The sequence below is a fragment of the Acinetobacter sp. PK01 genome (genome assembly GCF_022819285.1).
GTDB lineage: Bacteria > Pseudomonadota > Gammaproteobacteria > Pseudomonadales > Moraxellaceae > Acinetobacter > Acinetobacter tandoii.
Genome location: NZ_CP094643.1, coordinates 3,322,473 through 3,336,280, shown reverse-complemented (window position 1 = coordinate 3,336,280; position 13,808 = coordinate 3,322,473). Strand labels below are relative to the sequence as shown.

Annotated in this window: 15 protein-coding genes; 11 read left to right on the top strand and 4 right to left on the bottom strand. The window is 40.9% G+C overall.

Annotation, left to right across the window (positions count from 1 at the left end):
• The first annotated feature begins 111 nt into the window (after window positions 1-111).
• From MP622_RS15735 to MP622_RS15720, 4 genes are all read left to right on the top strand, one after another.
• Window positions 112-573, top strand: a complete 462-nt coding sequence (locus tag MP622_RS15735; RefSeq protein WP_016168646.1) for a DMT family transporter — start codon at window positions 112-114, stop codon at window positions 571-573.
• A gap of 92 nt (window positions 574-665) precedes the next feature.
• Window positions 666-1,964 (top strand): MATE family efflux transporter, encoded by a 1,299-nt coding sequence (locus MP622_RS15730; RefSeq protein WP_279052709.1) that lies wholly within the window; start codon window positions 666-668, stop codon window positions 1,962-1,964.
• A 306-nt stretch (window positions 1,965-2,270) separates the two neighbouring features.
• Window positions 2,271-3,575, top strand: a complete 1,305-nt coding sequence (locus MP622_RS15725; protein ID WP_044739654.1) for an AarF/ABC1/UbiB kinase family protein — start codon at window positions 2,271-2,273, stop codon at window positions 3,573-3,575.
• Window positions 3,576-3,672: 97 nt separating this feature from the next.
• Window positions 3,673-3,927, top strand: coding sequence for a type B 50S ribosomal protein L31 (locus tag MP622_RS15720; protein WP_016168649.1), 255 nt, complete (start codon window positions 3,673-3,675; stop codon window positions 3,925-3,927).
• An 89-nt stretch (window positions 3,928-4,016) separates the two neighbouring features.
• Here MP622_RS15720 and crcB read toward each other — a convergent pair whose 3' ends face one another.
• Complete coding sequence (gene crcB, locus MP622_RS15715) at window positions 4,017-4,400, bottom strand: fluoride efflux transporter CrcB (protein ID WP_243791743.1); 384 nt, start codon at window positions 4,398-4,400, stop codon at window positions 4,017-4,019.
• Window positions 4,401-4,563: 163 nt separating this feature from the next.
• On the opposite strand from crcB, the gene MP622_RS15710 reads away from it, so the two are divergent.
• Window positions 4,564-4,896, top strand: coding sequence for a HopJ type III effector protein (locus MP622_RS15710; protein WP_243791741.1), 333 nt, complete (start codon window positions 4,564-4,566; stop codon window positions 4,894-4,896).
• An 87-nt stretch (window positions 4,897-4,983) separates the two neighbouring features.
• Here the strand turns inward: MP622_RS15710 and MP622_RS15705 are convergent, their stop codons facing one another.
• The gene (locus tag MP622_RS15705; RefSeq protein WP_243793564.1) at window positions 4,984-5,535 is read right to left on the bottom strand and encodes a hypothetical protein; all 552 of its coding nucleotides are present in this window, start codon (window positions 5,533-5,535) and stop codon (window positions 4,984-4,986) included.
• A 160-nt stretch (window positions 5,536-5,695) separates the two neighbouring features.
• On the opposite strand from MP622_RS15705, the gene MP622_RS15700 reads away from it, so the two are divergent.
• Window positions 5,696-6,328: a class I SAM-dependent methyltransferase gene (locus MP622_RS15700; protein WP_151504366.1), complete on the top strand. Its 633-nt coding sequence runs from the start codon at window positions 5,696-5,698 to the stop codon at window positions 6,326-6,328.
• Between the two features lie 31 nt (window positions 6,329-6,359).
• On the opposite strand, the gene MP622_RS15695 is transcribed toward MP622_RS15700, so the two are convergent.
• A complete protein-coding gene (locus MP622_RS15695) occupies window positions 6,360-6,830 on the bottom strand; it encodes a Holliday junction resolvase-like protein (RefSeq protein ID WP_016168654.1) in 471 nt (156 codons plus the stop codon).
• A gap of 111 nt (window positions 6,831-6,941) precedes the next feature.
• On the opposite strand from MP622_RS15695, the gene MP622_RS15690 reads away from it, so the two are divergent.
• The 5 genes from MP622_RS15690 (at window position 6,942) to MP622_RS15670 (ending at window position 12,372) form a co-directional block, all read left to right on the top strand.
• Window positions 6,942-7,586, top strand: coding sequence for a ParA family protein (locus tag MP622_RS15690; protein WP_151504367.1), 645 nt, complete (start codon window positions 6,942-6,944; stop codon window positions 7,584-7,586).
• Between the two features lie 118 nt (window positions 7,587-7,704).
• Window positions 7,705-8,835: an AI-2E family transporter gene (locus MP622_RS15685; RefSeq protein WP_243791739.1), complete on the top strand. Its 1,131-nt coding sequence runs from the start codon at window positions 7,705-7,707 to the stop codon at window positions 8,833-8,835.
• Between the two features lie 143 nt (window positions 8,836-8,978).
• Complete coding sequence (gene sodC / locus MP622_RS15680) at window positions 8,979-9,527, top strand: superoxide dismutase [Cu-Zn] SodC (protein WP_243791737.1); 549 nt, start codon at window positions 8,979-8,981, stop codon at window positions 9,525-9,527.
• Window positions 9,528-9,778: 251 nt separating this feature from the next.
• The gene (yccS, locus tag MP622_RS15675; protein ID WP_243791735.1) at window positions 9,779-11,929 is read left to right on the top strand and encodes a YccS family putative transporter; all 2,151 of its coding nucleotides are present in this window, start codon (window positions 9,779-9,781) and stop codon (window positions 11,927-11,929) included.
• Between the two features lie 158 nt (window positions 11,930-12,087).
• Window positions 12,088-12,372, top strand: a complete 285-nt coding sequence (locus MP622_RS15670) for a DUF3817 domain-containing protein (RefSeq protein ID WP_243791733.1) — start codon at window positions 12,088-12,090, stop codon at window positions 12,370-12,372.
• 77 nt (window positions 12,373-12,449) lie between these two features.
• Here MP622_RS15670 and MP622_RS15665 read toward each other — a convergent pair whose 3' ends face one another.
• Window positions 12,450-13,679 (bottom strand): MFS transporter, encoded by a 1,230-nt coding sequence (locus MP622_RS15665; RefSeq protein ID WP_243791731.1) that lies wholly within the window; start codon window positions 13,677-13,679, stop codon window positions 12,450-12,452.
• Window positions 13,680-13,808 lie beyond the last annotated feature (129 nt).

Sequence of the window (13,808 nt, the reverse complement as noted above, 5' to 3'; positions counted from 1 at the left end):
AAGCACAACGGGAATCTTGCATATTTTAACATGACTGCATCAAGACACTTATGAAATCTATGTGTATTTGGATTAGACTGATAAAAAGACAAGAAGAATGAATGGGTTAAAATGATGAAAATATCGAGTCAATTGCTGTTTTTCTTACCGCTTGCATTCGGTATTGGTATTGCCATGACCTTTCAAACTGCTATTAACAGTCAATTAAGAGAACATTTACATTCCCCACTACAAGCAGCATTACTGTCATTTACTGTGGGAACTATCGTCTTAGCGTTGTTTGTGCTATTCCAACCTGTACCTAAACCTAATTTACAAGATTTTTCCAGTATTCCTTGGTACTTGTGGCTAGGTGGATGCTTAGGGGTTTATGCCATCAGTATAAGCATCTATACTGCCCCTAAATTAGGTTTTCTCACGTTCTCAGGTTTGGTTATTTTTGGCCAAATTCTGACATCGATGATTTTTGACCATTTTGGTCTACTTGGTACCGACAAAACGCCTGTGAATTGGCAGCGTTTACTCGGCGGCGTCGTAATTTTTATTGGTGTGCTTCTCACTTTACAACGCTAAATCTATTCTGACCAAGCACATAATGAAGATGAGTAATTTTTGTGTCGAATGTCATATCTACCCGCTATGAATTAAAACAACTTTTCCATTTAATGTTACCCATTTTGGTGACGCAATTTGCCCAAGCTGGTTTGGGATTAATTGATACCATTATGGCAGGACATTTATCGCCAAACGATTTAGCCTCGATTGCTGTTGCGGTTGGTCTTTGGATTCCTGTCATGTTGCTGTTTAGTGGCATCATGATTGCGACCACACCTTTGGTGGCGGAAGCCAAAGGCGCTCGTACGCCTGAAAAAATTGCCACCATTGCTCGGCAGTCCCTATGGGTCGCTTTTATTTTAGGAACCATTGCAGGACTTGTTTTACAGGTTATGCCGTTTTTACTGCCACTATTTGGTGTACCTGAAAGCCTGCAACCCAAAGCCAGCCTGTTTTTACATGCAATTGGTTTTGGTATGCCTGCCGTGACCATGTATGCGGCACTGCGCGGCTATTCCGAAGCTTTAGGCTATCCACGACCTGTCACCGCCATTAGCCTTCTAGCTTTAGTCGCACTGATTCCGTTGAACTTTGTGTTTATGTATGGCTTAGGACCTGTGCCCGAATTGGGTAGTGCAGGCTGCGGCTTTGCAACGGCCATTTTGCAATGGTTGATGTTCTTGACCCTTGCCACCTATATTTTTAAAAGCAGTGCATATAAATCGACTCAAGTCTTTGCCCTATGGGAAAAAATTAACCCTTACTGGATCAAACGCATTTTAAAATTGGGTTTGCCGATTGGTTTAGCCATTTTCTTTGAAGTCAGTATTTTCAGTACTGCGGCGATTATTCTCAGTCCATTAGGCGATACGATTGTCGCCGCCCATCAAATTGCAATCTCGATTACCTCACAATTATTTATGATTCCAATGTCCTTGGCGATTGCACTCACCATTCGTGTTGGAACCTATTATGGTGAGAAAAACTGGGCAGCCATGCGCAAAGTTCAAACTGTCGGATTGACGGCGGGCACCTGCTTTGCCCTTATTACCATGTTGTTACTTTGGGTGTTCCGTGCCGAAATTATTGCGATTTATACATCGGACTATGATGTGGCACAAATTGCAATGTATCTGGTTTTATTTGCGATCGCCTATCAACTCATGGATGCATGGCAAGTCAGTGCTGCGGGCTGTTTGCGTGGTATGCAAGATACCAAAGGGCCAATGTGGATCACCATGATAGCCTATTGGGTCGTGGCTTTTCCTGTCGGTATTTATTTGGCACGCTTTACGTCCATGCAAGCAGCAGGCGTATGGGTAGGCTTGATTGTTGGTTTAACTGTGGCTTGTCTGCTGTTGCTCAGCCGCCTCTATCTCAATAATCATCGTCTCAAACAATCGGCTTAATCAAAGACTATATTCCCTTGTAGCTTGAATACGAGGGAATACTTTTATTTTAAATCTATCAATCTGTTGCTCCAATCAAACTCTTCACAGCTTTCAGCATTCTATTGATCTTTTTTATCCTGTATTGATGCCAAATAATTCAATGTATTTGAGCCTTAAATACTGAACAACAACCATAAAAGTTGAAAATTTGAAGCGAAAATTTAAATATATTCACGCATTTTTAACAATTTAAAATAGGCAAACTTAGTTTTAACGCCTATGATCAAAAACACTCAAGATTAAGATCTTTCCGAGGTACACTGCATGGCCAAAACGACTCGTACACCTGGTCGTCGCTTTATGAAACTTGCCAGTATGACTGCAAGTATTGCCACCAAAACCGTGTCCAACTCTATTAGAAACTTTAATGCCGATGAAGAACAAAAAAATGCGGCACGTAGCCAGTTGTTTCAGGATATTGGTATTCAAATTGCAGACACGCTCGGTGAGATGAAAGGCGCCGTGATGAAAGTGGGTCAAATTGCCTCACAATATAAAGATATTTTTCCGCCTGAAGTATCACGAGCGATTGCCAAACTGCAACGTCAAGCCCCTGCCATGCCATTTGGCGAAATCAAAAAACAAGTCGAAAAAGAACTAGGCAAACCCTTAGATCAAATCTTTAAACAGTTTGATGAACAGCCTTTTGCCGCGGCCTCGATTGGTCAAGTGCATAAAGCCATCTTGCCGCATGGTGAACAAGTGGTAGTGAAGGTGCAATATCCTGGCGTAGATGAAGCCTGTGAGAGTGATCTCAAACAAGTAAGACTCGCCTTGCGTCTGATGGGGGTATTAAAGGTTGATCGTAAATTACAAGATCGTTTATTTAAAGAAATCCAACACAGTTTAGACAATGAACTCAATTATCAGATTGAAGCACAGAACTTGGAAGTCGCACGTACCTTCCATGAAAAACTCGACAGTAAAATTATTATTCCCAAGGTCTATCCCGACTACTCTTCACGACATATTCTGACTTTGAGCTTAGAAGCTGGTGACAGTATTGAAACTGCCAGCACTTGGCCACAACAAACCCGTAATGAATTGGGGCGACGCTTACTACGTGCGATTGGGCAGGAAATTTTCTATCTGAAACGCTTTCACTGCGACCCACATCCAGGTAACTTCGCATTTCGTGAAGATGGCAGTGTGATTATTTATGATTACGGCGGTGTGAAAGTGCTGTCTAATGAAATTGTGCATCATTTCAAACAATTGATCCAAGCCTCACGTCGACAGGATATTTCCGAAATTGAACAGCAACTGAATGCCTTACATGCCATTGCTGAACAAGGCAAATTTCCAGAACCTCTATATCAAGCTTGGTTAGAAGTGCTGATGCGTCCACTGACAACACATTATGATTTTGCAGAAAATTCAGCGCATCATGATGGCATGGAACTGGTGAAATCATCCCTGAAATATTGGGATGTGTTTAAACCTTCTCCTGACACCTTAATGGTCAATCGCACCGTCTCTGGACATTATTGGAATCTGATTCATTTAAAAGTAAATGATAATTTAAATGATGTTTTTGAAGAACTTGTCCCTTCCCCGCATATCCAATAAAACTCCATAAAAGACTGATCATGATATCAGTCTTTTTATTTAGATTATTTATGTTATATTATAACATATCAATTTTAATTCAATAAGGAGTCTTAAAATGCGTCCGAACATTCATCCCGAATATCGTGAAGTACTGTTTCATGATACCAATGCAGATGCTTACTTTATTATTGGAAGTACCATGCATACAGCGCAGCAAAAAGAATATCAGGGACAGGTTTATCCCTATGTCAGCTTAGATATTTCCAGCGCCTCACATCCGTTTTATACAGGTGAAGTTCGTCAAGCCAGCAATGAAGGTCGCGTTGCCAGCTTCAATAAACGTTTTGCACGTTTTCAGCGTAATCGTTAAAAATTAATATTGCTTTAAGTTTAACGTTCTAAACTACAACTATTCAGAAGTCTAAGTCTCTATCCTCCACTTAGACTTCTTTTTTTTACTTAAGTTTTTAATGGCAATAGATGGGAAAAAATAACATAACCTACGGCCAAAAGAACCACTCCAAGAATTACACTCGAAACAGCGTAGCCAATTGCCCACATGGCTTGTCCTTCGCGCAGTAAATTAAAGGTTTCTAAGCCAAAACTAGAAAATGTGGTGAAGCCTCCTAAGATGCCCACCATTAAAAATAAACGTGCATTATTCTGTAAAGTTGGATATTGCTGACTAAAGGCAAAAAATACACCTGCCAAAAAACAACCCATCAAGTTAATACACCATGTTGCCCACGGAAAGGTTGAACTGGATTTAATGAAATAACTGCCCAGACCATAACGAGAAATAGCACCGATTGCTCCCCCCAGTGCCACTAATAGCCAATTCATGCCTTGATCATCTTCGTTCAAATAAACCCTGTTATCCTCTTCCCATCCCGTATTGTCAACGCTCACTCTGATAAAATCATGACAGAGCCAACATAAAAAGCATCCGAATTTAGACAAAACTTGCTATAGTCAGAACCCATTTTCTACTGTGTTTGAGGACATTATGGCTCAGGACTTACTGGCGCAATTACAATCTGGCGAAGCTAAATTTTCAGATGTATTGGCTTATATCGAAGCACGTTATACCCACACCCCAACTGCGTTTAAAAATGGACAACACAACAATGCTGCAAGCGAAAACCAAGGCAGTGCTAAAGTTTTTTCTTTTGCCAAGCTCAATGATTTAAACCCTGAGCAAACCTTGTCTTTATTTGCAGAGCACTATGCTGCGGTATTGGCAACGCCTGAAGCAACAGATCATCAAAACATTCGTCAGTTCATGCAAAATGGCTGGGCAGGTATTGAGTTTGAAGGGCAAGCGTTAACTGCAAAATAATTGCTCGTTCATCAATGAAAGCACTGTTCAAATTTGTCCTGCACTTCGCGATGAAATGAAGGTTGAACAGTGCCCGAGCGCATCGAATTAAGTTTTGACTTTCTCAATCCAAACAATAGATTTCACACGAAATAATTCACATGCACCGTCGCCCGTATCTGTGGACGTTAAAGATGAGCGCCAAACCAGATCTTTGTCTTTAACCTCGACCAAATCTCCCTGTAAGCGCACCAAATCTCCTCGTTTTACTTTTTGAATTTGCTGTGCAACCTTAGGATTGGCAGGAATAATATGCATATTCGACACCATTTGCATGGCTTGCTCAGTTGGCACTGGCACTTTATCCATTTTCCAATTCAAGTAGCGGTCATACTGATTAACCGAAATATGACGGGCAATTTCAGGTTCCGCAAACAGCCCCCAGCTCACTGCATAATCAATCGGTGAAAACTTGGCTTGCTCATCATCAGTATAGGTTTTAGAACCTAAAATCCGAAAATCACCGTTAAAGGGCTGCAATACCGAAATTGATTGATCTTGAATAATTGGTGCCAAACCTTTAGCAATATTATATTCGACAGAAGATGCCATTGAGCCTGTACTCAACATACTCAAACCGAATAATGAAAGTGCGATCATTCGAATGTTCATGGCGACCTCTTGTATTGCTTTTAAACCTGTTCTAGTGTCAATCATACGCCTGAATAACAGCTTAAAATTTGCAGAATTGGTAACAATATAGAAGAGTTTGGTCACAACCCACCAAGTCAACAGCCATTTAAATTGGACAGATACCACCATGCTTTATCAGTTTTATCAACAACAGATTTTCCCTCACCTGCTCAATCAGGTGATGCAAACGCCCAGTTTAATGGATAAACGGCGTGAACTTTTACTGCCTGTTGCAGGTGAAGTACTCGAAATTGGCTTTGGTACAGGCATCAATTTACCATTTTATCAAAATGTAGATTTACTGTATGCCCTTGAGCCTAATCAAGATATTTTCAAATTAGCCTCGAACCGAATTTTTGCAAGTGATATCGACGTTCAGCATTTACAAGCCTGTGCGGAACATATTCCCTTAGCCGATCACTCTATCGACCATGTGGTCAGTACTTGGACCTTGTGTAGCGTAAAACGACTGGATCAAGTCTTGCAAGAAATTCAACGCGTACTCAAACCGACGGGAACTTTGCATTTGGTCGAGCATGTACTCAATACCGAAAATAAAAAAATTCGCCAACTGCAACATCTGATTACACCTATTCAGAAACGTTTGGCAGATGGTTGTCGCTTAAATCGCAATATCGAGCTGGCATTAGCTAAAGCAGGTTTTCAGCTCGATCAGTATGATTATTTTTATGCTGAAGGCATTCCAAAAATTGGGCAACAAATGTTATTGGCACGTGCGCAAAAATTACCGTCTTCTTAAATGCAAGACTGTCAATATTTAAGGTGTTGCGTTAACTGTCTTCAAAATCAATCCGAATGGTCTCAAAACGAATTCGACCTTGCTGAATGGCTTGTGCAATCGCTTGCTGACCTTTAGTAAGTCGCGCGCCGCCACTTTTAATATCGATGAGTACAATCTCCACATCATCAACTTTGCCTTGTCCATCGCGCAAATCGGTATAACCATCAAAGACCACATAATCTACAGGATCACCTAAAAACTTGGCATCACTGGGTAAGTATTGAAACTCAGGTAAAATCGGGGCAAATTGTTCCGCCATTTTGCCTTTTAATACTGCACGGCTGGTATTTACACTGCGTTTTTGTGCCTGAGTAAGGGCTTGCTGATGTTCCAATTGCAACTCTGCAATATAGCGTTCATATTCAGCTTTAATTTTGCCGTTACGGGTTTGACTTAAAATTAATGTCGTCAGTACAACCCCTATACATGCCCCTATCAGCATAGCCATCCAAATCGACATGCATTCATCCTAATTTCAAATAAATTTTGACTTACAACTTTTGTCCTGTGCCCTAGTCTTCGCACAAAAGAATGATATGCTAGGACTGAACAGAATTAAATCTTTAGGGTCATGAAAACAATTTTAATTGCCAATCAGAAAGGGGGTTGTGGGAAAACTATCACAGCGATTAGTCTTGCCGCAGCATTAGCTCAAAAAGGCTATAAAGTCGCTCTTGCCGATGCGGATAATCAGAAATCTGCACGTCAGTGGCTGAAACAACGCCCTGAAACTGCTGCTAATATTCAAAGTCTGGATTGGCGCCAAGACAAGTCAGTGGGCGAAAGTCCAAAAAACATTGAGTATCTGGTCATTGATGCGCCTGGGGCGTTATCAGACAGTCAAGCCGAACAATTAATCAGTGAAGCCCACGCCATTATCACACCATTGCAGCCTTCATTTTTCGATATCGATAGTACCCGTCGCTTCTTAAAGCATTTGCAAGAGATTAAGCGTATTCGTAAAGGAAAAGTGCAAATTTTGCTATTGGCAAACCGCGTAAAAGCCAATACTTCGGGTTCAAAAGAAATTCAAGAATTCTTCAGCAAAATTGAACAGCAACCTATCGCATGGATTTCAGAACGTACTGCTTATGGACAACTGGCGATGCAAGGTTTAAGTGTATTTGATAAATCTCAGAAAAACTATGTCACCCTGCAAAGCCAATGGCAGCCTGTATTGAACGCCATTATTGATGATCCAAGCGAATGGTTTTGATTTTTGAGGGATAACACAACCACGTCGAGATTATGTGAAACTTGCCGAGCACTCATTTTCGAGTGTGCTGTTTTCGGTTAAGATGAGTTTGAACTTTAATATTAATCAGTGAAAAATAGTGCAACAATACGCGCCTACAATACAGAAAGTCTTGTTATTTGGATTGTTTTTTATCCTGATGTTTTTGGGCTTTCATGTGCTCAAATACTTTATTGTGCCTGTACTGTGGGCCACGATTATTGCCTATATGACTTGGCCCCTGTACCAGTCCATTTACCGTTCCTGTGGTCAACGCTCTACCCTCAGCGCAACACTGATGATCTTGTTTATTATCTTGGTCATTGGAATTCCACTTACATTTGCCATCTTTATTTTGCAGCATGAAGGGCGTAATCTCTACTACGAATTACAGAAGCAGGTTTTTTCTGGGCATTTTAATGTACCGCAATTTATCCGTGACTTGCCTGTAATTGGTAAAGAAATTACACGGACTCTCAAAGAATTAAATCAAGACCCAAACAGTATTATTCAGAATATTTCCAATTGGATTCAAGGTCATCTGAATTATGGCAAATTTGTACTGAATGAAATTAGTAAAAATATTATTAAACTGTGTTTTGCCATCATGTCGCTGTTTTTCTTTTACCGCGATGGACAAACCATTTTAAATCAAGTCAGTAAAGCACTGGAAATGGTGATTGGTCCACGTGTACACCATTATATTGACACCATTTCCGAGACCACACGTGCTGTGGTTTATGGTGTGGGTTTAACTGCCGTTGCCCAATCCTTCTTAGCAGGTCTAAGCTATTTGGTTGCAGGTGTGCCAAATCCAATGGTACTGACCATTATTACCTTCTTATTAGCACTCATTCCCTTCGGTCCTCCTTTGGCCTATACCTCTGTTGCTCTATGGCTGTTTGCTCAGGGACAAACCATTGAAGCGATTGGTGTCATGGCATGGGGCGTCTGTATTGTCAGTACTGCGGACAACGTGATTCGTCCTTTGGTCATTTCTGGCGCAACCCAGATTCCGTTCTTACTGATTATGTTTGGGGTATTGGGCGGTATCGCCAGCTTCGGTTTGGTTGGACTTTTTATTGGTCCCGTAATTTTAGCGGTACTCCTCGCCATTTGGCGTGAATGGTTGCATGAAACCCATGAAGAAGAAGCACTCATGATGCCTAAAGCGAGTCTCGCTTATGATCTTGATAATGACTTTGATCCCCCCAAAGATCCTCCTAAATAAAACCATCTTTGAAAGCCAGTGATATATCCACTGGCTTTTTTATTGATGAAACTTATACATTCCCAAACGCAATCAATACTTTATTCAAGCCAGGTATCTGATTAAATAGTGATCATTCATATATCACAGAATAAGGAACATGAATGCGAACTGCTTACTTTAATACTGGGATACTCACGCTTTGTACTGCTCTGCTGATTGCAGGTTGTAGTACCACCCCCACCCAATCTACGTCTAATGTACGTACTGTTCAAATAAACAGTGTTTCTGCCCAAGGCATTGGTGCTTCGGTGGGAACGGTCACCTTACAGGACAGTCCCGTCGGCTTAATCATTCAAACACAGTTAACCAACCTGCCTGCTGGCCCACATGGTTTTCATATCCACGAAAAAGGTTCATGCGAACCTGCTGAAAAAGACGGCAAAATGGTGGCCGCTTTAGCTGCGGGTGGGCATTACAATCCAACTCAAGTTGCCCACCATGGAACCCCTATGACAGGTCACATGGGAGATTTACCTGTATTACATGTCAATTCTGCGGGACAATCACGGCTCAAACTGATTGCACCACGCTTAAAATTGGCAGATGTTCAAGGTCATGCCCTGATGATTCATGCAGGTGGTGACAATTATGCCGATCAACCTAAACCATTAGGTGGTGGTGGAGAACGTATTGCTTGTGGTGTCATTTAAACACAACTGTGGATAAGTTCGGGGTTATGCACAAGTGCAAGTTCACCATTTCGACCGTGTTAATAAACCTAGACTTATCCACAATTTGGCCTCACTCACATGTATTTTGATAAAAATAATTCCGATAAAATCAGCAGAGCCAAAGAAAAAAATAGCTTTAATCCTTGAACAATAATGACTCCAGAATTGACAGTTGAGCTAAAAAAGCTCAGGCTAGTGGAAAACGATAACACTCTATAAAGAACAATACTGTGAATCCTTTACGTCAGTTTCTGCGTCCTTTTTTCACCAATTCTATTTGGGTCTACTGTTTACAAATTTTGATTGTTTTAACTGGAACAACGCTCGGTTTGTTCTATACAGGACATCAACTTTTAATTGTCCCTATCACTTTGGGTGCGATTGCCGCAGCTCTTACTGATTTCGACGATCGGCTTAGTATTCGTCTGCGCAATTTGTTCTATGTCTGTATTTTATTTTTTAGTGTCAGCAGTATTCTGGAATTTCTTGCCCCGTATAAATTGCTGTTTATTCTTTATCTATCTTTATCCAGTGCTTTCCTAATTTTGATGGGTGCATTAGGGCAACGCTATGCCACGATTTCTTTTGGCACCATTTTACTGTCCATTTACACCATGTTTGGGCTCGGTGAATATCAAGCATGGTATCAACAACCCAGTTATTTTGTTTTAGGTGCGGTGTGGTACGGACTCAGTTCTATACTGTTCTATTTGCTCAAACCCACACAGGCCGTCCAAGATAATTTAGCGCAAAGTTTTCAGCAACTCGCAGCTTTATTACAAGCAAAAGCGCGACTATTTGATCCTGATAATATTGAGAATGTAGAAACGCTGTTATTTGAGGTTTCCCTGCAAAATGCGCAAGTGGTGCAACGCTTAAATCATTGCAAAGCCTCACTGCTGACTCGTTTAAAAGCCTCACGGGCCAATCAAAAAACCATGTACTGGCTCAATCTTTATTTTCTGGCACAAGACATTCACGAACAAGCCACGTCCAATTATTTACATTACGAGAATATTCATCGCAACTTTAGCCGCACCGATTTAATCTTTCGGATTCAAAAAAATATTCGTTTGCAAGCCAACTCCTGTCAAAAATTGGCAGAATGTATATTGCAGCAACAGGCTTTTGAAATGGATTCGACACATGCATCCGCTTTGCAATACCTAGAAGATTCCATGCACCATTGGGTTTTAGATCATCCTCATAATATTGAAGTCAAAAACTTGAGTTTGGTGTTACGAAATTTACGCAGTGTCCAAGAACAATTTTCCAACTTAGCCATTGAACAAGACCATTACCAACAACATTATTCTGTACATCAGGACAATTTAAATCTGTTAGATGATGACATTCATGGCATACAAGACCTGTGGCTCAAACTCCGTCAACATTTAACCCCACAATCTGCCCTGTTTCGTCATGCAGTGCGTATCGCCTTTGTCTTTGCGGTAGGCTATGCCATTTCTTTATTACCATTTGCCAAACATGGCTACTGGATTTTACTCACCAGTTTATTTGTCTGCCAAATCAGTTATTTTGCCACCAAGAGCCGTTTAAAGCTGAGAACCCTCGGAACAGTTTTGGGCGTGATTTTGGGTATACCACTGTTATATTTTGTACCCAGTATTGAAGGACAACTGATCCTGACCATTTTATCTGGGGTAGCATTTTTCTATTTACGCTCACAAAAATACGCCATAGCCACACTCATGGCAACCTTGATGGTGTTGCTGATTTTCAACCTCAAAGGTGCAGGTTATGACATCATTTTGCCACGCATTATAGATACCCTACTCGGCTGTTTCATTGCATGGTTTGCAGTCAACACCATTTGGCCAGATTGGAATTTCCGTAATATTTCTAAAAATATTCTGAACAGCAGCAACGCAACCTTGGATTATTTCACGGCAATTGTGGAGCAATATCAGCAGGGTAAAAACAACAGTATGGCTTACCGTAAGGCGCGTCGCTTAGCGCATGACGCGCAAATTGAACTGTCTAGCATGATTTCCAGTCTAAGTGCTGAACCACAGCCAAACCCTGAACTGATTCAACACGCCTTCCGTTATCTGGTCTATAGCCATAGCCAACTCAGTTATATTGCCGCTTTGGGCAGCCATCGTGAGCAGGTTCAAGATCCTAAAATTTTGGAACTGTTGCAATGGTGTTTACAGACCTTACAAGATAGCTTAATCCTACAACACGAATTGGATCAACAACACATCCAAAGCAAACTGGATGAACTTCAATATATGAGTAATGACTCTGAACTGCCTGAACATTGGCAATTGGTGCTCAAGCAAATGAGTCTATTACTCGAAACCTTGCCTGAATTATTAAGACTGAAACAACGCTTATTGGCATTAGACATTAAATAAATATGAATCATACAAAACATTCAAAATTTTGTGCTGATTCACTCAGATTGGTCACTGAAGACAGCTAAAGTTTTGTCGATTAACCCCACTTTTTATGTATAAAGATTCACCCGATTCAGCTAGAATCGAGATTCATTCTCAATTTTATTGTTTTGAATATGAATATTAAAACCTTGCGTATTGTTGGTTTTCTAGAAGGCTTATCTTTTCTACTTCTCCTGTTTATTGCTATGCCTTTAAAATATATTTGGGGCAATCCAATCTTAGTGAAATTCGTCGGCATGGGACACGGTATTCTGTTTATTCTATTTTTGGCCGTGCTATTTGTTGTCTGCGAAAAACAGAAATGGTCGATTAAAATGTTCATTTTGGGCTTTATCGCCTCAATTTTACCCTTTGGTCCCTTTGTTTTTGATCACAAATTAAAGAAATTTGAATCTTAAACAATTGCATGTTCCTAGTATCAATAAAAGTCAAACAGGCAAATATCTGCCTGTTTGAACAAAAAGTTTTAAGCAAATTAAAACTCACCTTTGGCTTTACGCTCCAACAAGACTTGTTGCAACATACGTCGTGGGAAACTAAACCACAGTGCAATCAAAACAAAACACGCCAAGCCATAGGCCAGTAAGTGGTACTGCTCATACAGAATACGCACCCCTTCAATAATAAAAAAGAAACTAAACATCAACAGCATCGACACGGCGGCAGCCACAGTGCCTTTTGACACTTCAGAAGACATTAAAGCAAAACGGTACAGTACCGAAAAACTAATCCCCTCACCAAAGCTGATCAAGGTCATACCGATAATTAAACACAGCAGGAAATAATCCCGCCAGAAAATACCCGCCAGAATCAGCAACGTGCCCAACAGCATAATCGGTAAGCCCATGATCACTGTTTTGCCCAAAGCCAGTCGATCAATGATTTTAATCAACACTAAATTGCCTGCAATCAACCCGCCCAATACGGGGAACTGTGCTAGACCATACTGCAAACTGCTGAGCCCTAGCTCTTCGACTAACATCACAGGTGAAAGTGCAATCCATAACATCAAAGGCATACTGACCATTGGCAATGCCAAGGTTAAACCAAGAAAACGTTTATTTTGATAGACTCGTTTAAAGTCCGAAAAAATATAACGTAATGGCTGTTTCACCACGGTTGGTTGTGTTGCAGGCATTTTTGCTTTTAAACCAAACCAACTCAGAAAGGCCAACACAGCAATCCCGATAAAACCCCAATGCCATGACACATGGTCAATCAGGAATGCCCCTAAAACTGGGCCGAGCAAAGGTGCAAGTAAGGAAATATTGGCCATCAGTGCCATGACTTTAATGGCATCACGCTCTTCAAAAGTTTCCTGAATGGCAGCATAACCCACGGCTGAAATCACGGTTAACCCTATGCCTTGTAAAAAGCGTAGGGCCAGAAATTGCTCAATATTGTGGGTCAGTAAAATCAGTAAACAACAGACGCTAAAAAACAGTACGCCTGTGAGCAGTACTTTTTTACGCCCAAGTCGATCTGATAATGGACCCAACAGCCATGCCACACAGGCTCCACCCAACAGATAAAAAGACATGGATGATGGTGCCCAACTGCTGCTGACACCAAATTCTTTGGTAATGGCTAGCATGGCAGGTTGGACTAAATCATTTCCGATATAAACGGAAAATTCGAACAGCACCAAAGCTAAAGGAAACATCAGCGTAGTGCGGTTCAACGTGGTTGTTTGAACTTTTTGCATTATTTTCTACAGATCATGATGGTCTGGTCGAGGTCTTACGCTATTTTTCGGGAGATAAACGTCAGCCCAATGACCAGCACTGAGAGATTTATTTAAATTACGTTTTTTTGAATGCGCTAAGGTTTAGCG